Annotated in this window: 21 protein-coding genes; 7 read left to right on the top strand and 14 right to left on the bottom strand. The window is 72.7% G+C overall.

Annotation, left to right across the window (positions count from 1 at the left end):
- Positions 1-6: 6 nt before the first annotated feature.
- The 3 genes from QRN23_RS04545 to mobA are packed head-to-tail and all read right to left on the bottom strand — an operon-like array spanning position 7 to position 2,063.
- Positions 7-1,179 (bottom strand): molybdopterin molybdotransferase MoeA, encoded by a 1,173-nt coding sequence (locus tag QRN23_RS04545; protein ID WP_285062722.1) that lies wholly within the window; start codon positions 1,177-1,179, stop codon positions 7-9.
- Positions 1,176-1,433, bottom strand: a complete 258-nt coding sequence (locus tag QRN23_RS04550; protein WP_285062723.1) for a DUF6457 domain-containing protein — start codon at positions 1,431-1,433, stop codon at positions 1,176-1,178. The genes QRN23_RS04545 and QRN23_RS04550 overlap by 4 nt, the downstream gene beginning before the upstream one ends.
- 9 nt (positions 1,434-1,442) lie before the next feature.
- Positions 1,443-2,063 carry a molybdenum cofactor guanylyltransferase gene (gene mobA / locus QRN23_RS04555; RefSeq protein WP_056048759.1) on the bottom strand — a complete coding sequence of 207 codons (621 nt, stop codon included), beginning with the start codon at positions 2,061-2,063 and terminating at the stop codon, positions 1,443-1,445.
- A gap of 187 nt (positions 2,064-2,250) precedes the next feature.
- Between mobA and QRN23_RS04560 the strand changes: the two genes are divergently transcribed.
- Positions 2,251-2,958: a RodZ family helix-turn-helix domain-containing protein gene (locus QRN23_RS04560; protein WP_200413464.1), complete on the top strand. Its 708-nt coding sequence runs from the start codon at positions 2,251-2,253 to the stop codon at positions 2,956-2,958.
- A gap of 70 nt (positions 2,959-3,028) precedes the next feature.
- Here QRN23_RS04560 and QRN23_RS04565 read toward each other — a convergent pair whose 3' ends face one another.
- Entirely contained in the window at positions 3,029-4,009 is a 981-nt protein-coding gene (locus QRN23_RS04565) for a bifunctional methionine sulfoxide reductase B/A protein (protein WP_082460582.1), read from the bottom strand.
- Positions 4,010-4,132: 123 nt separating this feature from the next.
- Here QRN23_RS04565 and QRN23_RS04570 point away from each other — a divergent pair, with 123 nt between their 5' ends.
- On the top strand, positions 4,133-5,749 hold the full coding sequence (locus tag QRN23_RS04570) for an ABC-F family ATP-binding cassette domain-containing protein (RefSeq protein WP_285062724.1): 1,617 nt from the start codon (positions 4,133-4,135) through the stop codon (positions 5,747-5,749).
- A gap of 44 nt (positions 5,750-5,793) precedes the next feature.
- Here QRN23_RS04570 and QRN23_RS04575 read toward each other — a convergent pair whose 3' ends face one another.
- From QRN23_RS04575 to QRN23_RS04585, 3 genes are all read right to left on the bottom strand, one after another.
- On the bottom strand, positions 5,794-6,720 hold the full coding sequence (locus tag QRN23_RS04575; RefSeq protein WP_285062725.1) for a glycerophosphodiester phosphodiesterase: 927 nt from the start codon (positions 6,718-6,720) through the stop codon (positions 5,794-5,796).
- A 71-nt stretch (positions 6,721-6,791) separates the two neighbouring features.
- The gene (locus tag QRN23_RS04580) at positions 6,792-8,453 is read right to left on the bottom strand and encodes a glycoside hydrolase family 53 protein (RefSeq protein WP_285062726.1); all 1,662 of its coding nucleotides are present in this window, start codon (positions 8,451-8,453) and stop codon (positions 6,792-6,794) included.
- Between the two features lie 136 nt (positions 8,454-8,589).
- Positions 8,590-10,629: a beta-galactosidase gene (locus QRN23_RS04585; protein ID WP_285062727.1), complete on the bottom strand. Its 2,040-nt coding sequence runs from the start codon at positions 10,627-10,629 to the stop codon at positions 8,590-8,592.
- Positions 10,630-10,824: 195 nt separating this feature from the next.
- Between QRN23_RS04585 and QRN23_RS04590 the strand changes: the two genes are divergently transcribed.
- From QRN23_RS04590 to QRN23_RS04610, 5 genes are all read left to right on the top strand, one after another.
- Positions 10,825-12,132 carry an ABC transporter substrate-binding protein gene (locus tag QRN23_RS04590; RefSeq protein ID WP_173152794.1) on the top strand — a complete coding sequence of 436 codons (1,308 nt, stop codon included), beginning with the start codon at positions 10,825-10,827 and terminating at the stop codon, positions 12,130-12,132.
- An 81-nt stretch (positions 12,133-12,213) separates the two neighbouring features.
- On the top strand, positions 12,214-13,224 hold the full coding sequence (locus QRN23_RS04595) for a carbohydrate ABC transporter permease (protein ID WP_123571571.1): 1,011 nt from the start codon (positions 12,214-12,216) through the stop codon (positions 13,222-13,224).
- Positions 13,225-13,226: 2 nt separating this feature from the next.
- The gene (locus QRN23_RS04600) at positions 13,227-14,183 is read left to right on the top strand and encodes a carbohydrate ABC transporter permease (protein ID WP_285062728.1); all 957 of its coding nucleotides are present in this window, start codon (positions 13,227-13,229) and stop codon (positions 14,181-14,183) included.
- A 79-nt stretch (positions 14,184-14,262) separates the two neighbouring features.
- On the top strand, positions 14,263-15,276 hold the full coding sequence (locus QRN23_RS04605) for a LacI family DNA-binding transcriptional regulator (RefSeq protein WP_056048744.1): 1,014 nt from the start codon (positions 14,263-14,265) through the stop codon (positions 15,274-15,276).
- A 67-nt stretch (positions 15,277-15,343) separates the two neighbouring features.
- Positions 15,344-16,030: an SDR family NAD(P)-dependent oxidoreductase gene (locus QRN23_RS04610; protein ID WP_159825683.1), complete on the top strand. Its 687-nt coding sequence runs from the start codon at positions 15,344-15,346 to the stop codon at positions 16,028-16,030.
- A 19-nt stretch (positions 16,031-16,049) separates the two neighbouring features.
- Here the strand turns inward: QRN23_RS04610 and QRN23_RS04615 are convergent, their stop codons facing one another.
- The 7 genes from QRN23_RS04615 to QRN23_RS04645 form a co-directional block, all read right to left on the bottom strand.
- Positions 16,050-16,541: a MarR family winged helix-turn-helix transcriptional regulator gene (locus QRN23_RS04615; protein WP_043596034.1), complete on the bottom strand. Its 492-nt coding sequence runs from the start codon at positions 16,539-16,541 to the stop codon at positions 16,050-16,052.
- Positions 16,542-16,638: 97 nt separating this feature from the next.
- Positions 16,639-18,207 carry a hypothetical protein gene (locus tag QRN23_RS04620; protein ID WP_285062729.1) on the bottom strand — a complete coding sequence of 523 codons (1,569 nt, stop codon included), beginning with the start codon at positions 18,205-18,207 and terminating at the stop codon, positions 16,639-16,641.
- Positions 18,208-18,251: 44 nt separating this feature from the next.
- Positions 18,252-19,136, bottom strand: coding sequence for an ABC transporter permease (locus QRN23_RS04625; protein WP_056048738.1), 885 nt, complete (start codon positions 19,134-19,136; stop codon positions 18,252-18,254).
- Entirely contained in the window at positions 19,123-20,109 is a 987-nt protein-coding gene (locus QRN23_RS04630; RefSeq protein WP_056048734.1) for an ABC transporter ATP-binding protein, read from the bottom strand. Before QRN23_RS04630 ends, QRN23_RS04625 begins: the two co-directional genes overlap by 14 nt.
- 46 nt (positions 20,110-20,155) lie before the next feature.
- The gene (locus tag QRN23_RS04635) at positions 20,156-21,250 is read right to left on the bottom strand and encodes a LolA family protein (RefSeq protein WP_285062730.1); all 1,095 of its coding nucleotides are present in this window, start codon (positions 21,248-21,250) and stop codon (positions 20,156-20,158) included.
- A 158-nt stretch (positions 21,251-21,408) separates the two neighbouring features.
- Complete coding sequence (locus QRN23_RS04640) at positions 21,409-21,720, bottom strand: antibiotic biosynthesis monooxygenase family protein (protein ID WP_285062731.1); 312 nt, start codon at positions 21,718-21,720, stop codon at positions 21,409-21,411.
- Positions 21,721-21,803: 83 nt separating this feature from the next.
- Positions 21,804-22,286: an FBP domain-containing protein gene (locus tag QRN23_RS04645; RefSeq protein WP_056048726.1), complete on the bottom strand. Its 483-nt coding sequence runs from the start codon at positions 22,284-22,286 to the stop codon at positions 21,804-21,806.
- Positions 22,287-22,322: the final 36 nt, after the last annotated feature.

The following is a 22,322-nucleotide window of genomic DNA, read 5'->3' on the forward strand; positions in this document are numbered from 1 at the left end:
CGCGCCTCACCACGGGAGGCCGAGCGAGGGGACGACGTCGCCCGCCCGCGCCCCGCCCTCGGGCACGACGAGCAGCCCGTCGGCGTCGGCCAGGCCGCGCAACATCGCCGAGGACTGGCGCTCGGTCGGCACGGCTCCGTCCGGGGTCGCCCGGTACGCCTGCACGAGCGCGCCGGATCGGGGGTGGGCCACGTCGACGGCGAGCGTGACGGACCCGGGAGGCGCGGGTCGCCTCCCGAGGAGGCCGTCCACCACCGCGGTCCCCACGACCACGAGCCCCACGTAGGCGGCCATCGGGTTGCCCGGCAGGCACAGGTAGACCGTGTCGCCGCGGCGCGCGACGACCAGGGGCTGCCCCGGACGCATCGCGAGACCGTCGACCACCAGCTCGGCGCCCAGCCGGTCGAGGGCGGCGCGGACGTGGTCGGTCGGGCCGTGCGCGGTGCCTCCGGTCGTCACCACGAGGCGACGGTCCGAGCGGTCGAGGGCGGCGATCGTCGCGTCGAGGTCGTCGGCCACCCGCGTCGTGGTCGCGGACGCCGTGCCGAGGGAGCCGAGGAGGCGCGGCACCGGCACCGAGAACACGTCGCGGACCGTGCCGCGCTCGGGCACGCCCTCGGCCACGACCTCGTCGCCGAGCACGGCCAGGGCCACCGTCGGGCGGGTCACCACGGGCACGGCGTCGTGCCCGCCGAGGGCCAGCACGGCGACGCGGGGCGGGGTGAGGAGCGTGCCCGCGGTGATCAGGGCGTCGCCGCGGTCGATCTCTTCTCCGGCTCGCCGGACGTGCGGCGGACGGCGGGGGTCGTCGTCGGCCGTCAGGACGCCGTCGGCCACGTGCCCGGACTCCGAGCGCAGCACCCGGTCCGTCCCGTCCGGGACGACGGCGCCCGTGGTGACCGGTCGCGCGACCCCGGTCGGCAGCGAGCCGTCGTCGTCGGCGACCCGGCCCGCGACGATCGACGGGCCGAGTCGCCAGGGGCCCTCGCCGGCGACCGCCCAGCCGTCCATCGCCGAGACGTCGGAGCCGGGCACGCGCGCGAGGCTCGTGGCGTCCCGGGCCAGCGTGCGACCGACCGCGTCGGCGAGCAGGACGGTCTCGAGGTCGCGGGGCAGGGCCCGGGCGGCGTCGGACGCCTCGGCGCGGGCCACCCGCCAGTCGGCCCGCCGGACCGTCACGCCGGGTCGGCCGTGGCCAGCGCGGTGGCGGTCGCGGTCGCCCGGTCCAGCTCGGCCTGCGATCCGCCGGCGAGCCCCGCGGCGAAGCCGACGAGGAACGTCGTCAGCGGGGCGGCCGGGCGGGCGACGCCGTGCGCCGCGTCGCGGGCGAGGTCGAGCACCACGGGGACGTCGACCACGAAGTCGTCGGGCAGGCCCAGGGCCCGGACGAGTCGTGCGGCCCAGGCGTCGAGTTCGGCAGGTGTGTCGGTCATGGTCGACACTCAACCAGTCGCGTCGGCCTCGCGCCGGACGACACCCAGGCGGTCGGCGTCGGCGACGGTGTCGACGTCGGCGCAGAGCGCGTCGGGCACGGGGACCTCGAGCAGGTCGAGCCCGTCGAGCAGACGGCGGAGCGACAGGCCCTCGAGGGGGCCGTCGGCCCGCAGTCCTCCGAGTCGCGTCCGCAGGGCGTCGGTCCGGTAGAGAGCGAGCAGTGGCTGACGTCGCCCGCCCGAGTCGACGGCGAGCCGACCGTCCCGGTGTTCGTCGTCCTCGGCGCCGCCGGCGACAAGGGCCGCCACGGCCTCAGGCGCCCGCGGCAGGTCGCAGGCCAGCACGAGTGCCCACGGTGCCGGGTCGCCGACGACGGCGAGACCGGCCGCGAGGGCGGCCACCGGCCCGGACCAGGCAGGCTCCTCACGGGTGAGCAGGGCTCCGGCGGGCGGCACCCGACCGTCGCGCAGGCCGACCACGACGAGGGTCCGGGCTCCGGCCGCCGCCTGGACGGCCCGGTCGAGGAGCGTCGCGTCGCCACTCGTGAAGCCGGTCTTGTCGGCACCGTGCACCCGGGAGGCGCGACCCCCGGCGAGCAGGACGGCGTCGAACCCGGCGTCCCCGGTCATGCCCTGCCACCCGCGTCCACGCCGCGAGCCTAGACCTGCCCTCGACCGGCGTCCTCGGGGCGAGGCCATCCCGGAGGATGATCCGATGTCGTCCTCGGAGCCGAGGCTTCCTCGTGTCGTTGTCGTTAGGCTGGAGAGATCAGCCGACAGACCGGTCCGGCATCGGCCTGGCGAGGGGGAGACGACCATGAAGCGTTCCGTGAACACCGCCCTCGTCGGTCTTGCACTGGCCGGACTGCTGGCCGGTTGCGCGCCGGCGACGGGTGGAGCGGGCGCGTCGACGTCCGGTCCGACCGCCCCGGCGACCGACGTCGCCGCCTCGCCCGAGGCCACCGCGACCCCGTCGGAGACCCCGACGGCGACTCCGTCGCAGACCCCGACGACGCGGCCCGTGTCGATCCCGACGGACTGCACCGACCTGGTGGACGCCGCGACCTACGCCGCCACGATGGGCGACGCCCCCCTCAACGACCCCGCCTACTTCGGTCAGCCGATGGGACAGGTCGCTCCCACGGCACCCGGCGCCGACGCCGACCTGAGGGACGTCGTGGCGTCCGCCCAGGTGCTCCGCTGTGGCTGGGCCGACATGCGGGCCGACGTCACGGGCCTCTTCGCCGACGTCAGCACGGTGGACGCCGCGACGGCCGCGGCGTATCCCGCCTGGCTCGCCGAGGGACGCGAACCCACCTCGGTCTTCTGGCTCGACGGCGTGGTCTACGACTGCTCCGAGGCGTACGGCGGCTCGCTCTGCCAGTACGTCACGACCCACCCGATGTACGGCGTCGACATGGCGGACACCGTGCTGGTGCGCGACGACGTCGTCGTCACGGTGTCGCAACGGAATTTCCCGACCGACGACCTCATGGGATCGATCGTCACGCGCCTCTGGGGCTGAGGAGCGACCGGACGCCAGGAGGCGCGGTGCCGGTCGAACCGGCACCGCGCCTCCTAGGGTCCGACGGGCGTCAGCCCGCGGCGACCTGCTGGTCGCGCTTCGGCAGCACCCAGCCCGGACGGACGAAGTGGCAGGTGTAGCCGTAGGGGTCCTTCTCGAGGTAGTCCTGGTGCTCTTCTTCGGCCTCCCAGAAGTCGCCGGCCGGGGTGACCTCGGTGACCACCTTGCCGGGCCAGAGGCCGGACGCGTCGACGTCGGCGATGGTGTCGAGGGCCGTCGCGCGCTGCTCGTCGTCCGCGTAGAAGATCGCCGAGCGGTAGCTGTCGCCGACGTCGTTGCCCTGGCGGTCCTTCGTCGACGGGTCGTGGATCTGGAAGAAGAACTCGAGGATCTCGCGGTACGAGGTCAGACCCGGGTCGAACACGATCTCGACGGCCTCGGCGTGGCCGCGGTGGTTGCGGTACGTCGCGTTCGGCACGCTGCCGCCCGAGTAGCCGACGCGGGTCGAGACGATGCCCGGTCGGCGGCGGAGCAGCTGCTGGGCGCCCCAGAAGCAGCCGCCGGCGAGGATCGCGGTCTCGGTCGTGCCGCTGGGGGCGGGGGTGGATTCGGGGGAGAAGAGCGTCATGTAGGCACCGTATCCTTCGGTTTCGAGTGAGGCGTAGGGGACGAAGCGGAGAGCCGCCGAGTTGATGCAGTACCGCAGCCCGCCGGTCGCGGTGGGTCCGTCGCGGAAGACGTGGCCGAGGTGGCTGTCCCCGGCGGTCGAGCGCACCTCGGTGCGCTTGAAGAACAAGCCCTCGCGCTTCTCGACGACGTGTTCGGCGTCGATGGGTCGCGTGAAGCTCGGCCAGCCGGTGCGGCTGTCGAACTTGTCGACCGAGGCGAACAGGGGCTCGCCCGAGACGACGTCGACGTAGATGCCCGCGTCCTTCGAGTCCCAGAACTCGTTGCGGAAGGCGGGTTCGGTGCCACCGCCCTGGGTCACGCGGCGCTGGGTCGAGGTGAGGCGGGCGACCGCCTCGGGGTCTTTCCGGTACTGGTCCGACATGATGCCTCCTGTTCGTCGGCGTCGGTGCGATCGGATGGGTCGGATGCCCGCGGTCGCCTCGATGCCTCTCACGACAACAACCGCGCGGCGCCGGGTGTTCCGTCGGCCTGCGAGGATCGACGCATGAGCCTGATCCGACTGAACGACGTGACCGTCCGCTTCGACGGCACCCCGGTGGTGCGCGAGGCGTTCTTCCGCCTCGACGAGAAGGAGCGCGTGGGGATCGTCGGTCGCAACGGCAGCGGCAAGTCCACGCTGCTCAAGCTGATGCTCGACCAGGTGCAGCCCGACGAGGGCACGGTCACGCTCGAGCAGGGCGTCCGGGTGGGGTACTTCTCGCAGTTCTCCGAACTCGACGGCACGCAGACCATCGTCGAGGTGCTGACCGGGCTCTTCGCCCACGAGCGGGCGATCGAGGCCGACCTGGCGCAGATCGACGCCGACATCGCCGTGGTCGCGATGGACCCCGACGGCGGGGACGCCCTCGACCAGCTGATCCACCGACAGTCCGAACTGTTCGCCGAGATGGACCGGGTCGACGGCTGGGAGTACCCGCGCCGCATCGACACGGCACTGAGCGTGCTCGGATTCAGCGACGCGCACCGCACCAGCCCGATCGACGACCTCAGCGGTGGTTGGCGCAACCGGGCGGCCCTCGCGAAGATCGTCCTCGAGGACCCCGACGTGCTGCTGCTCGACGAGCCCACGAACTTCCTCGACGTGGCCGGCGTCGAGTGGCTCGAGTCGTGGTTCCGCGACTTCCACGGCGCGGCCGTGGTCGTCTCGCACGACCGCAGCTTCCTCGACGCGGTCGTCACCCGCATCGTCGAGGTCGAGAACTTCCACCTGCACGACTACCCGGGGGACTTCGCCGAGTACGTCGTGCAGAAGCAGTTCCGGCTGAAGAGCCTCGAGCAGCAGTTCGTGCACGAGTCCGAGCTGCTCGCGTTCGAGGCCGAGGGCATCTCGGACCGCCGCGACGCCGCCAAGGCCGCCAAGCGCCAGGACGGCGGCGACCTGCTCAAGCAGCTCGCCAAGGTCAAGAAGTCGCGGGCACCCCGCCCCGTCGACCAGATCATCACCGAGATCTACTCGGGGCTGCACGTCAAGGACGTCCTGTGCCGGGTCGACGGTCTCGGCAAGGCCCGCGACGACCGGACGCTCTTCGACGACCTCACGTTCGAGCTGCGGCGCGGCGACCGCCTGGTGATCACGGGGGCGAACGGCAGCGGCAAGAGCACGTTGCTGCGGGTGCTGACGGGGGAAGAACGTGCCGACGCCGGTCGGGCCGCCTGGGCGGGCGGGGTCAAGGTGGTCTCGTACGACCAGGTGCTGGCCGAGCTCGACGACGACGACACCGTCACGCACTCGGTCAACGCGATGCCCGACAGCCTCGCCCTGACCGCGACGCGGAAGTCGGTCGGGCGGTTCCTCGCGATGTTCCAGTTCAGCGAGGCCGATCTCAAGAAGCGCATCGGCACGCTCTCCGGTGGTCAGCGGGCCCGCGTCGCGATGGCGCAGTGCCTGCTCTCGGGGGCCTCGGTGCTGCTGCTCGACGAGCCCACCAACCACCTCGACGTGCCGAGCGCCCAGGTCATGGAGCGGGCGCTGCAGCACTTCCCCGGGGCGGTCGTCGTGGTCAGCCACGACCGGTTCTTCGCCGACAAGGTCGCCACGCGGCGTCTGGTCTTCGGCGCGGACGCCGACCGTCCCGAGCGCGTGGTCGTCACCGCCGCCTGAGCCGCGGGGCGCCGGGCGGGGGTCGGGTCCGCGTGCGGCCGGGCTCAGCCCTCGGTCGTCAGCTGCCGGACGACCTCGGCGACGCCTGAGACGACGAGCCCGGACGCACCCCCGTCGAGTGCGGCGCGAGCGGCGTCCAGGTCGGACACGATGTGGCCGAGGACCGGCTTGCCGGTGGCCGTCATCGTCGCCCAGGTCGCGGCCGGGGCGGACCAGTCGAGGCCCAGCATGCTCCAGCTGGCGGAGGTCCGGGTGAGCAGCTCGGGGTCGTCCGCCAGCTCGTCGGCGTAGTAGTACCCCCAGGTCGCGCACCCTTCGGAGGCGGCGAGGTCGCCCCACTCGGTCTGCGTGCAGTACCCCTTGCCGACGAAGGTCTGCGCCACCTCGGACGTTCCGAGCTGCATCCACGCGATCTCGAACAGCTCGGGGTAGAAGCGGGGGTCGACGTACTTCGGGTCGACGAACAGGGCGTGTTCGCGGCCGAACTCGCGCACGATGTCGTCGAAGCGGGCGTACGGCTGGTCGGACTGCTCGGGGTCGTTCGTCTCGGCCGCCGAGATGCGGTACTGCTGCACCTCGCTCCACGTGTGGTCGGCGGGGACGAACCCGGTCGTGCCCGAGGTGCGGTCGAGGGTCTCGTCGTGCAGTCCGAACCAGACGCCGTCCGAGGTGCGGGAGAGCGACACCTCGAGCCCGTCCACCCCGGCGGCGACCGACTGCCGGTAGGCGAACATCGACATCTCGGGCCAGTCGCCGGACCCGCCGCGGTGGGCGACGGTGGAGGGTCGAGCCGCCAGGAGGGTGTCGACGGGCCGAGGAGGCGCGGCTCGGGTGACCGGCGCCTCCTCGCTCAGTCGCGCGGAACGCAACCCGAGGGCGACGGCGGCCGTCCCGAGGACGGCGACGCCGCCGACGCCGAGCAGGACCGTTCGACGGGAGAGGCGTGCCAGGGGCTCGGGCGTGCGGGGCATGTGCCCACTATGGGGGGAGACCGGGTGCCGCGCCGACCACCGCCCGCCGGATCACCCGTCGTTCGCCCGGTTCAGTCGGCCGCGTACTCGTCGAGTGCGGGCAGCGGGCGACCGTCGTGGTCCCACATCGCCTGGTTCTCCCACGCGTTGCCCGAGGTCGGGTCGTCCGGGTCCCATCCGGCACCGTCGACCGCGGTCCACGCGGGTTCCCACGCGACGACGCCGATTCCGCGGCCGCCCGGGGCCGAGGCCACGACGTCCTGGATCGCACGGAAGTTCGCGGCCTGCCCCTCGGGCGTCGCGGGGTAGCCCGCGACGAGCTGCGACGGGTCGACGACGACGTTCTCCCAGAGGTGGTCGGGGTCGTCCTCGAGCGTCCAGGGGTACGACGTCTCGACGATCAGCACGTCGCGGTCGTAGCGCTCGGACAGCGTCGTGACCGCCTGCTGCATGCCCGACAGTCCGCCGTGCCAGTAGCCGTAGTACGACAGGCCGATCAGGTCGAACGGCACGCCGCGTGAGGTCGCCTCGTCGAACCACCAGGTGAGGCCGTCGACGCCGGCGTTGATGTTGGTCAGGTGCAGCACGACCTGCGACGTGGGCGAGGCCTCCTTCACCGCCGTCGCTCCGGCCGTGAGGAACATGGCCAGGTTGCTCCACTGTGCGCCGCTGACGCCGTCGCTCGGGTCGACGTCCCAGGTCTGGCCCAGCGGCCAGACCATGCCGGGGTTGATCTCGTTGCCGACCTGCACGGCGTCCGCCGTGATGCCCTCGGCGGCGAGGGCGTCGAGCACGCTGCGGGTGTGGTCGTGGATCCTCGCGGCGACCTCGGGGGCGCTCAGTCCGAGCCAGGCCCTCGGCATGGTCTGGGCGCCCGGGTCGGTCCACCGGTCGCTGTAGTGGAAGTCCACGAGCAGCTGCATGCCCGCCGCCTTCGCCCGCGCCGCCATCGCGACGACGTCGTCCTGGTCGTTGTAGCCGTCGGTCGGGTCGACCCAGACCTTCAGCCGCACCATGTTCGCCCCGTGGTCCGCCAGCTGCGTCACCGGGTCGGTGGGGCGGCCGGCGGCGTCGAGGTAGACGGCTCCGCGATCCTCGTTGCGGGGCAGACCCGACAGGTCGGCACCCCGCACGTCGCGCGTCACCCGCCCGGGCGTGACGGTGACGTCGTCGATGCTCGCCCAGGCACCGGCCGCACCACTCGTGGTGAACGTCGGAGTGCACTGGCTGTGCGTCACCTCGGCCGAGACCGAGAGGCGCAGCCACCCGTCGTCGGACTCGGTCGAGGGGATCACCGTCGTCGCCGCGGCGTCCTTGCTCGCGCCGGTGCCGCACCCGGTCAGCGACAGCGTGCTCGAGGCCAGGCCGCCACCGCTCTTCACCCAGGCCGAGAAGGTCCACCACCCGGGCGTCACCTTCTTGAGCTTCTGGCTGGTCGTGGCCGTGCCGGCCGTCGGCAGCACGTGCGTCAGGCGCGTGGCCGAGTCGTGCCCACCCGCCTCGAGCGTCGTGGTGCCCGACCCCTTCGAGACCCAGCCCGTCGCGCCGTCCTCGAAGCCGGGGTCCTGCACGACGACGGGGCGAGGAGCCGGGCCGCCGGGCACCGCGGTCGCGGGGGCGCCCGACAGCAGGCCGGCTCCCAGGGCCGCCGTGGCGAGGGCGGCGCCGACGGCGAGACCGCGCCGGCCCCTCCGGTCGACGGGGGGCCGGGGTGTGGTGGTGGGTCGTGTCATCGCGTCGTCCTCCTTGACGATCGGTGTGGCGGGGTGCTGCGGGGGCGGTACGGGGTTCGGGACGGTGGGGCGCAGGAGGCGCGGTGCCGGTCTCGACGCCGGCACCGCGCCTCCTGCGGTCGCCTCGCGTCGCGGCTCAGCCGCGCGGGCGGCTCACGACGCGGACCGCACCGGCGGGGACGCCCACGCGGCCGTCGACGGCGTCGCCGGTGATCAGCTCGGTGCCCTGACCGACCACGACGTCGGTCGCGGTCTCGGCGTGGTTGACCAGGAAGGTGAAGTCGACGTCGTCCCCGTGGCGCACGACGACCTCGAGCCCCTCGGGGTGGTCCACCGGCAGCGGCACCCCGGCGTCGTCGAGCACCGACCGGACGAGACCCTCGAGGTCGGCCCCGGTCGTGCGCGTCGAGACGTACCAGGCCGAGCCGTCGCCGTGGGCGTGGCGGGTGACCGCCGGACCTCCCGCCGCCGGGCCGTCGACGTAGCTCGCGACCGCCACGGCGCCCTCGAGCACGATGTCGTCGGACCAGCCCGTGCCCGTCGTGCCGTCGTCGAGGGTGACGACCTGGTCGGCGTACAGGGGCAGGAACTCGGGCACCGAGAGGCCGAGCACCTCGCGCAGGGCGCCGGGTGCACCACCGGCGTGGACGGTGTCGTTCTCGTCGACGACGCCCGAGAAGTACGACGCGACGAAGGTGCCGCCCTCGCGGACGAACGCGCCGAGGCCGTCGGTCGTCCGCCGGTCGGCCAGGTACAGCGAGGGCGCGAGCACGAGGTCGTAGCCCGACAGGTCGTCGTGCGGGTGGCGGAAGTCCACCGTCACGCCGAGCTGCCACAGGGCGGAGTACCAGGCGACGACGCGCTCGCGGTGCTGGAGTTCGACCGACGGCCGCCATTCGAGGTCGTGGGCCCAGAAGGACTCGACGTCCCAGAGGATCGCGACCCGCGCCTCCACCCGGCTGCCGCGGACGGCCGAGAGCCGACCCAGGTCGGCGCCGAAGTCGACGACCTCGCGCCAGGTGCGGGTCGAGGTGCCGGCGTGCGGCAGCATCGCGGAGTGGAACTTCTCGGCGCCGTACCGCGACGCCCGGAACTGGAAGAACAGGATCGCGTCGGCGCCCCGGGCCAGGTGGCTCGCGGCGTTCCGGGCGAGCTCGCCGGGGCGCTTGGCGATGTTGCGTGGTTGCCAGTTGACGGCCGAGGTCGAGTGCTCCATCAGCATCCACGGGGCACCGCCGGCGAGCGAACGGGTGAGGTCGGCGTCCATGGCGAGCAGCACGTGGTTGTCGCGGCGCTCGGCCACGAGGTAGTGGTCGTTCGCGACGACGTCGACCTCGCGGGCCCACCTCCAGTAGTCGATGGAGGGGCAGTTGGTGGCCATGAAGTTCGTGGTGACCGGGAGGTGCGGCGCGTGTCGTTTGATCGCGTCGCGTTCGGCGGTGAAGCAAGCCAGCAGGGCGTCGGAGGTGAAGCGGGCGAAGTCGAGGCGCGAGGTCTGGTTCACGACCGTGGCCGAGGTGCGCGGGGCGTCGATCTCGTCCCACTCGCCGTAGGTCTGGCCCCAGAAGCGGGTGCCCCAGGCCTCGTTGAGCGCGTCGAGGGTGACGTACTTCTCCTCGAGCCAGGTGCGGAAGGCGAGCACCGAGTGGGGGCCGTAGTCCTCGCTGATCGGGGCGCCGTACTCGTTGTGGACGTGCCAGAGCACGACCGCGGGGTGGTTCGCGTAGCGCTCGGCCAGCCGCTCGGTGATCGCGAGGGCCGCCCGGCGGTAGTCGGGGCTGCTCGGGCTGACCATGCCGCGGGAGCCGCGACCCAGGGTGACGCCGTCCCGCGTGACCGGGTGGGAGTCGGGGTAGGCCTTCCAGAACCAGGCCGGCGGGACGGTCGTCGGGGTGGCGAGGTCGACGTCGATGTCGGCGTCGTGCAGCAGGCCCAGGATGTCGTCGAGGAAACCGAAGTCGTACTCGCCCTCGCGGGGTTCGAGCAGGGCCCACGAGAAGATGCCGACGCTGACCAGGTTGACGCCCGCCTGCTTCATCAGGGCGATGTCCTCGAGCCAGACCTCGCGCGGCCACTGTTCGGGGTTGTAGTCGCCGCCGTAGCGCAGGTCGGCTCGGCCGGGCAGCCAGGTCGTGGTGGCCTGGGGCGTGGGTCGGGCGTCGAGCTCGAGTGACATGCGGTGATCTCCTTTGACTGTGTGCGCTCCCAGTTGTAACACACCGGTATCGAGCGGCGAAAGGGCCCGTAACGGTGTTGACAAGCGAAAACTGCTGTGCGTAACTGTAACCGCTCACAGGCACAGCGACGTGGTTCTCCGAAGCACGCGCTGTCCCGCCCCCACCACAGCTCTTGCTTTCCTCAAGGAGGACGAATGCGCAGCTCATTCCGCCGTCTCGGTGTCGCCACGGTCGCGACCGCCGCCCTACTGCTCACCGCCGGGTGCTCCGGCGCCGGGGGAGGCGCGGCCGACGACGGTCCCGTCGAGCTCAGCTACTGGGCCTGGGCCCCGAACCTCGACAAGGTCGTCGACCTCTGGAACCAGGACAACCCCGACATCCAGGTCACCGTCAACAAACAGGACGGCGGAGACCCGGCCATCACCAAGCTGCTCACCGCCATCAAGGCCGGGAGCGGCGCGCCGGACCTGATCCAGGCCGAGTACCAGAAGATCCCGACGCTCGTGTCCTCGGACGCGCTCGCCGACATCTCCGACCAGGGCGCCGCCGACCTCGAAGGCGACTTCTCGGAGGGCACCTGGTCGTCGGTGACCCTCGGCGGTGACGGCGTCTACGCCATCCCGCAGGACTCCGGCCCGATGATGGCGTACTACCGCACCGACGTCCTCGACCAGTACGGCCTGAGCGTCCCGACCACGTGGGACGAGTACGCCGACGTCGCCACGAAGCTCCACGCCGCCGACCCGACGAAGTACCTCGGCACCTTCTCGGCCAACGACGCCGGCTGGTTCGCCGGCCTCACGCAGCAGGCCGGTGCCTCGTGGTGGTCGATCGACGGCGACAGCTGGGGCGTCGACATCGAGGGCGGCCCGACGGAGAAGGTCGCCTCGTACTGGGGCGGGCTCGTCGAGAGCGGAGCGATCGACAACAAGCCGATGTACACGCCCGAGTGGAACGCCGGTCTGAACGACGGCAGCCAGGTCGGCTGGATCAGCTCGGTCTGGGCGCCGGGCGTGCTGGGCGGCAACGCCCCCGACACCGCCGGCAAGTGGACCGCGGCCCCGATGCCGCAGTGGGACGCCTCGAAGCCGGCGGACGGCAACTGGGGCGGCTCGACCACGGCCGTCACGACCCAGTCCGAGCACAAGGAGGCGGCGGTCGAGTTCGCGACGTGGCTCAACACCGACCCCACGGCCGTGGCGGCGCTCGCCGACATCGCCGGCGTCTACCCGGCGGCCACCGACGCGGCCTCGGACGCGCTGACCACAAGCCCCGAGTTCTTCAGCCAGCAGGACGACTTCTACGACATCGCCGCCGAGGCGTCCGAGTCGGTGCAGCCGTTCACCTACGGCCCGAACGTCAACGTGGCCTTCAGCGCCTACAACGACGAGTTCGCCAAGGCGGCCGACGCCAAGACGCAGGCGGCCTTCGAGGACGCGGTCGCGGCCATGCAGAAGATCACCGTCGACGACCTGACCAAGAGCGGCTTCTCGGTCAAGTAGCGACATCGGGCGGGGCGGCCGGGGTCGCCCCGCCCGCCCCGTCACCCCTCCGTCACACCCGTCTCGACCCAAGGACACGGCATGGCCGACACCCTCACCCCCCTCAGCCCGCGAACCGACGGGGCCGGCCCTCCGCCGTCGTCGGCCGGCCGCGAGGCGCCCCGCCCGGCGACCCGCAAGGGCAACGGCAGCTTCCGCACGCGGGTGCTGACCCCCTACGCCATGCTGGCCCCCGGCATCGTGCTCTTCGTGCTGTTCATGGCGGCGCCCATCGTCTACACGCTGTTCCTCAGCTTCCAGAAGAAGCAGGTCGTCGGCCTGGGGCTCGGCTCGGGCGGCGAGAGCCAGGTGTTCGCCGGGTTCGAGAACTACGTCGGTTCGCTGACCGACCCCGAGTTCGCCTCCAGCGTCGGTCGCGTCCTGCTCTACGGCGTCGTGCTGATCCCGTGCATGCTCGGCCTCGCGCTGCTCTTCGCCCTGCTGCTCGACTCGAAGCGCACGCGGGCCACCGCCTTCTCGCGGGTCTCCATCTTCCTGCCCTACGCGGTGCCCGCCGTGATCAGCTCACTGCTCTGGGGCTTCCTCTACCTCCCGGCCGTGAGCCCCTTCTACTACGTGTTCGACCGGCTCGGCTGGGACGTCGACGGGGTGCTCGGCTCGGGAACCGTGCTGTTCGCGATCGCCAACATCGCCCTCTGGGGCGGTGTCGGCTTCAACATGATCGTCATCTACACCTCGCTCAAGGCCGTCCCGACCGACGTCTACGAGGCCGCCCGCCTCGACGGTGCCAGCGAGGTGCAGATCGCCCTGCGCATCAAGATCCCCATGGTCGCGCCGGCGCTCGTCATGACCGCGCTGTTCTCGATGGTGGCCACCCTGCAGGTGTTCGCCGAGCCGACCACCCTCCGTCCGCTCACGAACAGCCTGTCGACCAGCTGGTCGCCGCTCATGCTCGTCTACCGCGACGCCTTCACCCGCGACGACATCTACTCGGCGGCGGCGACCTCGGTCGTCATCGCGCTCGCCACCTTCATCGTCAGCTTCTTCTTCCTCCGGGTCGTCCAGAAGCGCGCATTCGGCCAGGAGGACTGACCATGACCACCATCGACCTCGACGGCTCCCGAGACGCCACGGCCCCGGTGCCCGACCCGACCCGCGCCTCCTCGACGGGCCGCCGCCCCTCGGGCAGGGTGCCGCGCGACCCGTCCGCACCGCGCCTGCACGCCGAACGGCCGAGCGTCGTCTCGACGGTGCTGCTGCTGATCGGCGCCGTCTACTGCCTGTTCCCGGTGCTCTGGGTCGTCATGGCCTCGACCAAGGACGGCGGTGAGCTCTTCTCGACCTTCACCCTGGCGCCGAGCGGTCACCTGCTCGACAACGTCGTCGCCCTGACGCAGTACCGCGACGGGCTGTTCTGGCGATGGATGCTCAACACGGCCCTCTACGCCGGCATCGGCGCGATCGCCTCGACCTTCGTCTCGGCGCTCTCGGGCTACGTGCTCGCGAAGTTCGAGTTCCCGGGCAAGAAGGTCGTCTTCAACGTGCTGCTGATGGGCGTGCTCGTGCCCGGCGTCATCCTGGCGATCCCGCAGTACTTCCTGCTCGCGAACGTCGGCCTGACCAACACCTTCTGGGGCGTGCTGCTGCCGCAGATCATCAGCCCCTACGGCATCTACCTCGCCCGCATCTACGCCGCGGCCGCCGTGCCCACCGACGTGATCGAGGCCGCGCGCACCGAGGGGGCCCGCGAGATGGGCATCTTCTCGAGGATCGCCGTGCCGATGCTGCTGCCCGGGCTCGTGACGATCTTCCTGTTCCAGTTCGTCGCCATCTGGAACAACTTCATGCTGCCGTACATCATGCTCGGCGACGACTCGCTGTTCCCGCTCACGGTGGGACTCAACGGGCTGCTCAACCAGGGGGCCTCGGCGCCGGCGTTGTACACGCTCGTCATCACGGGTGCCCTGCTCTCGGTGATCCCGCTCATCGCGATCTTCCTCGTGCTGCAGCGGTTCTGGAAGGTCGACCTCGCGGCCGGCGCGGTCAAGTAGTGCGGCCTGGACGACCGGTCGTGCCGGCGGGGCGGAGCGCACCGCCGGCCCGGCGGTCGCCGCACCCTATGCTGGCCGCGTGAGCAGCACGACCGGCCGCGGCCGACCGACCATCGACGACGTCGCGACCGCCGCCGGCGTCTCGCGGGGCACGGTGTCGCGGGCCCTGAACGGCGGCCGGTGGGTCAGCCCCGAGGCCAAGACCGCGGTCGACGCCGCCATCAAGGCCACCGGGTACCGCGTCAACCCGCACGCGCGCAGCCTCGCGACGAACCGCACCGGCTCGGTCGCCTTCCTGCTCACCGAGGACCACGAACAGCTCTTCGAGGACCCGAACTTCTCCATCCTGCTGAGGGGGGCGGCCTCGGCGCTCGCCGAGCGCGACGTCTCGCTCGTGCTGATCATGGCCGGGTCGCCTGCCGAACAGCAGCGGGCGTTGGCCTACATCGGGGCCGGGCACGTCGACGGCGTCCTGCTCGTCTCCGCGCACAGCGGCGGAAGGCTGCTCGCCGACGTGGTCGAGTCGGGGGTCCCCGCGATCGCCTGCGGCATCCCGATCGGCCACGAGAAGAAGATGGGGTGGGTGGCCGCCGACGACCGCGAGGGCGCGCGCGAGATGGTCGCGTACCTCCGCGGCCTGGGGCGCAGGCACATCGCCACGATCGCCGGCCCCGCCGACACCCCCGGCGGCATCACCCGCCTCGAGGGCTACCGGGCCGAGCTGGGCGACGACGCCGACGACGCGCTCGTGCGCCACGGTGACTACGGGCGTGAGAGCGGCCGCGTCGCGATGCAGTCCCTGCTCGCCGAACGGCCGGACCTCGACGCCGTCTTCGCCGCCAACGACCGCATGGCCGCCGGGGCGATCGACGCCCTGACGGCCGCGGGGCGGCTCGTACCCGACGACGTCGCGGTCGCGGGCTTCGACGACTCGAGCGTCGCGACCGCGACCTCGCCGGCCCTCACGACCATGCGTCAGCCGTTCGACCGCATCAGCAGCGAGATGGTGCGCCTGCTCCTGCAGGTCATCGACGGCGAGAAGCCGGCCGCCATGACGTTGCCGACCGAGCTGGTGGTGCGCGCGTCCGCCTGACGCGACCCGCGCCTCCTGCGGTCCTCGCCCCGGCGTCCCCCCGGGACGCGCGCGTAGGGTCGGCGGCATGACCGATCTCGACGGAGCCGTGGTGCTCGTGGCCGGTGCGTCCGGCGGACTGGGGCAGCGTCTCGCGGCGATGCTCGAAGACGAGGGGGCCGTCGTCGTCCGCGCGGCCCGACGACCCGAGTCGCTCTCGGGCCCCGGCGCCTACCTCGCCGACCTGCGTGACCGGTCGGGAGGCGCGGCGCTGGTCCGGTCGGCGCTCGACGAGCACGGACGCCTCGACGGCGTCGTGGTCGCCGCGGGCGTCGTCGCGTTCGGAGCGGCGAAGGACCTCGACGACGACACGCTCGACGAACTCGTCGAGACGAACGCTCTCGGGCCCATCCGTCTGGTGCGCGCCGCGCACGCCGCCCTCGCGGAGTCCGCGGCGGCCGGTCGCGAACCCTTCGTCGTGACGATCAGCGGCGTCGTGTCCGAGGCCGCGACCGTGGGGATGGCCGCGTACTCGGCGTCCAAGGCGGCCCTGGCGTCCTTCGCGTCGGCCGCCGGACGCGAGTACCGGCGAGACGGCATCCGCGTGCTCGACGCGCGCCCGGGGCACACCGACACCGGTCTCGCCACGCGGGCGGTCGCCGGGAAGGCGCCGGCGTTCGGTGCGGCCCTCGACCCCGACGCGGTGGCCGAGCGGATCGTGCGGGCGATCGTCGACGGCGAGAAGGACCTGCCGAGTTCGGCGTTCTCGAGCTGACTCCCGACCGGCGACGCTGCTAGCTGAACTCGTCGCCGACGAGCCGCAGCAGGTCGGCGAGCTGGGCCTGCTGGGCGGGTGACAGCGAGTGCAGCCGGGCGCTCTCGGCGTCGACCAGGCTCAGCATGGCGGCGTCGACCCGCGCGATGCCGTCCTCGGTCACGCGCACCAGCACACCGCGGCCGTCGCTCGGGTCGCCGTGGCGTTCGACGAGGCCGCGCTCGACCAGACGGTCGAGTCGGTTCGTCATGGTGCCGCTCGTGACCATGGTCGCCGTGACGAGGTGCTTCGGGCTGAGCTGGAAGGGGTCGCCGGCCCGACGGAGGGCCGAGAGCACGTCGAACTCCCAGATCTCGAGGCCCGCATGGGCGAACGCCTCGCTGCGGATCCGGTCGAGGCGCCGCGACAGGCGGCGGAGGCGCGAGAAGACGTCGAGGGGTGCGAAGTCGATGTCGGGGCGCTCGCGGGCCCAGGCGTCGATGATGAGGTCGACTTCGTCGTTCGTGGCCACGGTGCTGCGTTCCCATCGGTCGGTTTCGGACTCCTCATCTTCGTCCACCTGCCGGTGAATCGTCCGCACGGGTCGCCGGGGCGACCCGGGTGGCGCGCTACTGGTAGGTCACGAGGTCGGGCGTCGGCGACACGTCGGCCATCGTCTGCTCGGGGCTCAGCACGGGCACGTCCTCGTCGTAGAAGTTCTTCCAGCCCCAGGCGACCCCGGCCGGAGCGCCGTCGTGCAGCGCGCGCCAGGTGGCCTGCTTGTCGGGCTGTGAGCCCTGACCGTCGGCGTGGATCAGCGTGGCCAGCTCGGGCCGCGACGTGTCGATCGACGCCCGGTCGCGCAGCATGTCGAGTCGGAACTGGTGCAGCACGAACATCTTCGGCGGCAGACCCTTCGAGGCCACGAGGTCGGCCAGCCAGGTCGACACGGCGTTCACCTCGCCCGCCTCGACCCCGCCGATCTGGCGCAACGGCACCTGGTCGGCCTCGAGGCGCCATTCGGGGTCGAGGGCCAAGCCGACGTTCGGCCGCGAGAGCAGCGACTCGTAGCGCTTCGCCTGGCTGAGGAAGTCCGCCCGACCCGGCTGCAGGTCGATCACCACGTACTGCCCCGCGGCGGCGGCCGCGTCCACGTAGGGCTCGATGCTCTCGACCGACAGCTCGTTCGAGTAGTCGCCGTCGTCCCCGGCGGCACCGGCGGCGACCGTCGCGATGACCTCGAGCATCGGCACCACGGGGCGGTCGCTCGCCGCGTCGTAGCTCGCCGCGACGTCGGCGGCACGCTGCACGGTCGCGGCGACGTCCTGCTCGCCGAGGACGCCGAGCGCCCCGGTGCCGGGCGCGCCGTAGAGCGCCACGAACCGCCGGTCCGGGAAGAACCGTTGGCCGCCGCCGGGCAGCTGTGCCCCGGACCGGGCCGCCGCGACCGACCACGCGGCGTCGCGCACGGTCGAGAAGGACGAGCCGATCAGGACGGTGTCGGTCGTCGTCGAGGCGTGCAGGGCGTCGATCGCCTCACCGGAGGCCTGCAGGTCGACGACCCCCTCGGGCAGGGCCTGGACCTCGGCCCCCGCGGCCCGGGCGGTGGCCGTGGCCGCGACGTCCTCGGCTCCGGCCACGACGGCGAGGACGTCGTCCAGGGGCGTCGCCGGGTCGGGCACGTCGACCGAGGAGGCGCGGGTCGCGATCTCGACGCCCGCCCCGTCGATCGTCCCCACGTCGCCGACCGCCAGCACGGTCTCGACGTCGAGCCGGTCGAGCTCGGCCGCCAGGACGGACGGCCCGGTCGAGGGGCTGTCGCTCGACGGGCCGGCGGACGGCGACGCCGCTGGCGCCCCCGCCGGGGCGAGCAGCAGGGGCACGCCCAGTCGCTCCGCCTCGTGGGCCGCCTCCGCCTGGCCCGCCGCGTCCCCGTCCGCGGCCAGGACCGCGACCGGACTGGAGGCGAACAGCGCCCGGCTGGCCTCGACCGCCCTCTCGGGGGCGGTGGCACCGCCGACGACCGTGACCGGCGCCTCCTGCTGGTGGGTGACGAGGGCCGTGCGCCCGTCGGCGTCGTCGGTCGACGTGGACGTGCAGCCGGTCGCGGCGAGCAGGGCCACGGTGGCGAGCGACGCCGCCACGGTCAGGCGGAACGGGCGGGAGGGGACGCGGGATCGGCGGGTACGGGAAAGCACCGATCCACGGTAACCGCGACCGCCGACACGGGCGCGCCGACGGCTCAGCTCAGGACGTCCTTCGTGGTGAACCGGCCGAGTGCCAGGGCACCGAAGACCACGACGTAGCCGGCCTGCAGCAGGGCGTTGGCGCCGAACGAGTCCCACGAGACCGGGTCGCGCATGAGGTCGGCGAATCCCAGCCAGTGGTGCGTGAACAACCAGGGGTCCAGGACGTCCAGTTGCGGCAGCGCATCGACGATCTGGGCGACGGTCGAGAGCACGATCGTGGCCGCCATGGCCCCGACGGGCACGCTCGTCAGCGTCGAGGCGAACAGGCCGATGGCGCTCAGGCCGAGCAACGACATCGTGACGTAGAGCGCCATCAGCAGCAGCCTCAGGGCGTACTCGCCCAGGCCGATCGTCTGCCCGGAGAGCAGGGTGACCGGCCCGACCGGGAACAGCGCGGCCCCGGCGATCGCCCCGAACACGACCACCACGAGCGTGGCGGCGAGGCAGAACGCCGCGGCCGCCGCGAACTTGACGAGCAGGAGGCGCACCCGGCCCACCGGCGTCACCAGCAGGTACCGCAGGGTGCCGAGGCTCGCCTCGCCCGCGATCGTGTCGCCGGCGACGACGCCGACGGTCAGCGGGAGGAAGAGCGGGATCGCCACCGTGAGGGCGGTGAGCGAGACGAAGAGGCCGTTCTGGGTGATGTCGCCGAGGAAGGCGGGCCCGCGACCACCGCCGCCGTCGGACGACGTGACGCGCACGGCGACCGCGAGCAGCACCGGGATGAGGGCCAGCGCGGCGAGCAGCGCGATCGTGCGGACGCGGCGGAAGAGCACCGCCAGCTCGCTGCCCAGCAGGCCGAGGCCGAGCGCGCTCCGGGGGCGGTCGACGGTGGGGGCGGCGTCGGGACGCGCGCCCGTGGACTCAGCCGGCGACATCGAAGCCCTCCCCGGTCAGGTCGACGAACCGGTCCTCGAGGCTGGCGCCGGCCACCTCGAACCCGCGGACGCGCACGTCCGCGGCGACGAGCGCCGCGACGACCGACTCGGGCGAGAGCCCGTCGACCGCGAGCTCCGCCTCGACGCCGACCGCACCACCCGCGGTCGCGGGCGTCGCGTCGGGCCGTGCCCGTGCCTCCGGGGAGAGCCCCAGGCGGACGAGCACGTCGCGGGCGGCGTCCGGATCGGGCGTGAGCAGGCGGACCCGGTGCGTGCCGAGCGCGCGCAGGTCGTCGAGCGTGCCCTGGGTCAGCAGCCGCCCGGCGCTCATCACGCCGATGTGCGTGCACATCTGCTCGACCTCGCTGAGCAGGTGGCTCGAGACGAAGACGGTCGTGCCCTCGTCGGCCAGGGAACGGATGAGGGTGCGGACCTCGCGCGTGCCCTGCGGGTCGAGGCCGTTGCTGGGCTCGTCGAGCACCAGCAGGTCCCGCGGCATCAGCAGGGCGTTCGCGATGCCGAGGCGCTGCTTCATGCCGAGCGAGTAGGCGTGGGCCTTCTTCGACGCCGCGTGACCGAGGCCGACGCGGTCGAGGGCGGCGTCGACCCGGGCGCGTCGCGTCGAGGCCGGGGCGGAGCGGTCGCCCGAGTCGAGGCGGTGCAGGTTCGCACGGCCCGAGAGGAACGGGTAGAACGCCGGGCCCTCGACCAGGGCGCCGACGCGGGGCAGCACGCGGCGCAGGTCGTCGGGCATCGACCCGCCGAGCACCCTGATGTCGCCGCTCGATGCCGAGGTGAGCCCCAGCAACATGCGGATCGTGCTGGTCTTGCCCGAGCCGTTCGGACCGAGGAACCCGTAGACGCTGCCGTGCGGCACCGCGAGGTCGACTCCGTCGACGGCGCGCTGGCGTCCGAACTGCTTCGTCAGGCCCGTCGTCTCGACGGCGAACGCCCCTCGGGGTGCGTCGCCCACGGCGGGTGCCTGGGCGACGGGGGTGTCGAGGCTCACCGGCCGGAGGTCACTGCCCGGCCACGGCGGCCTGCAGGGTCGAGGCGTCGACCGCCCCGGCGAACACCCGACCGTCGTCGGTCAGCAGGACGGACACCAGCGACGTCTCGAGTACCCGGCCACCGTCGACCTTCGTGGTCAGCTGGTCGAGCAGACCCTGGGCGTCGGCATCGGTCGACGAGGTGCCGTCGCTCGACCCGGAAGCCGGGGTGACCCCGACGATCGTGCTCCAGCCGGAGCCGATGACGGTCTTCTCGGCGTGCGCCGCGTCACCGTGCGACCGTCCGGAGGCGCCGGTCGGCACGGTCACGTCGGTCACGGTCGCGTCCGCCGGGGGAGTGAACGCGAAGACGGACGCCGCGGGGGCGCCGAAGTCGACCGAGGTGAAGCCGGCCGACAGCGCCGGATCGCTCTGCCCCTTCGCGGCGACGACCACCTTGAGCGGGACGCCGGTCTCGGCGTCGACGGTGAGGGTCGCGCTCGCGACGAGCGTCGAGGAGTCCTTCGGGGTCAGGACCACCTGGTACGCGTCGCGTCCGGCCACCCTCACGTCGGAGTCGGCCGTGACGGTCGTCGTGGGCTCGACCGACGACAGGACGAGGTCGGCCAGTTCGGCGGGCGTCTGCGGCACGGCGGTGCCGTCGGGGAGGGCGCTCGGCGTCGGGGTGCTCCCCTGGTCGGGCAGCGTCGCGTGCGTCGCTTCCTTCGTCTTCGAGTCGTAGGCCCACACGCTCGACCCGTCACGGATGACGTCCCGCTCGGCGAGCTGGTCGATCACCTGGACGCGCTGCTTCGTGGCGCCGTCGGCGTAGACCTTGGCCGTGTGGCTGCCGGTCAGCAGTTCGAGGGCACCGGCGGCGTCGGACGACGATCCGCCGCCCGTGGCCTGGGCCGACACGTCGGGCAGCCCGAGGTCGGAGGTCTGCTCGACCGTGCCCGAGTAGGACGCTCCCGAACTCGAGGCGGCGAGGGCCAGCACCTGCTGCGGCGTCTTGTCGGGCAGGTCGACGTCCGCCGTGGCCGAGACGGCGGGGACCACGATGCTCGCGGCGATGACGGCCACGGGGACTGCGGCGGCGGTGGCCCAGCGGGTGGACTTCTTCATGACGATCGCGACCTCTCACGCCGGGCCCCGAGCGGGTCGGCGATTGGGCAGGAGACTACGCGCGAAGCCTGGAGATCGCTGTCATCCTCGCCCCCGGTCGCTCGACGTCGAACGAGCCGTGCCGACGCCGGCCGGACGCCCCGGCGCGACCGTCCCGGTCAGAGGTCGACGACCTCGAACTCGAGCAGGTCGGCACCCGTCGCGACGGGCCCGCGCGGGGCGTCGCCGGATGCGGCGGGGCGGGCGTGGGCGGCCTTGGCGCCGTCGACCGACCAGGCCGCGAAGTCCTCTTCGCTGCGCCAGGTCGTCACGACGAAGTAGCGGTCCTCGCCCTTGACGGGACGCAGCAGCTGGAACCCCTCGAACCCCTCCGCCCCGTCGACCGAGTGCTTGCGGGCGGCGAAGCGCTTCTCTAGCTCGGAGCCGGAGCCCTCGGGGACGTGGATGGCGTTGATCTTGACGACGGACACGACGGTGCCTTTCGGTGGTGACGGGAGGGGGAGCGGGTGGGGGACGACGGGAGGCGCGGTGCGGTCGGCGGAGCGGCCGCGCGTCAGGCGGTCTTCATGACGTTGGCCGTGAAGCCCTGCACCCGTTCGGCGAGGCCGGCCGAGCGGCGGGCGATCTGCTCGGGCGGGTTGAGGTGCGGGGGAGCGACCCGGATCAGCAGCGAGCAGGCGAGGTCTTCACAGATGTAGGTGCCGAGCGTGTTGCCGTTGAGCCCGGCCTCGCCGGCCTTGGGGGCGGTGAAGAGGCGTACCTGCGTGGCCGGCTGGGGTGAGTGGCAGAGCGAGCACATGGCGGCGATGCCGGGGCGCAGCGAACTGCTCGACGACCGGACGACGAGTCCGACGGGTCGGCCGTCCATCCAGTGGACGATGTAGCCGCGGTGGTGGGCCTGCGGGTCGCGCCAGCCGAGGAACTCGCGTTCCTCCCAGAGCATCTCGTGCAGTCCGGGGATCGGCAGGCGGTCGAGGTCGCCCGGCAGGGCGTTGACGAACGACTCGCGGATGTCGGTCTCGGTCAGCGGCTTCATGTTCTCCCTCGTGCCGTCGGGTCTCGTCAGCCTACG

It is taken from the genome of Frigoribacterium sp. ME-P-080, from assembly GCF_030209595.1.
In the GTDB taxonomy this organism is placed as follows: domain Bacteria; phylum Actinomycetota; class Actinomycetes; order Actinomycetales; family Microbacteriaceae; genus Frigoribacterium.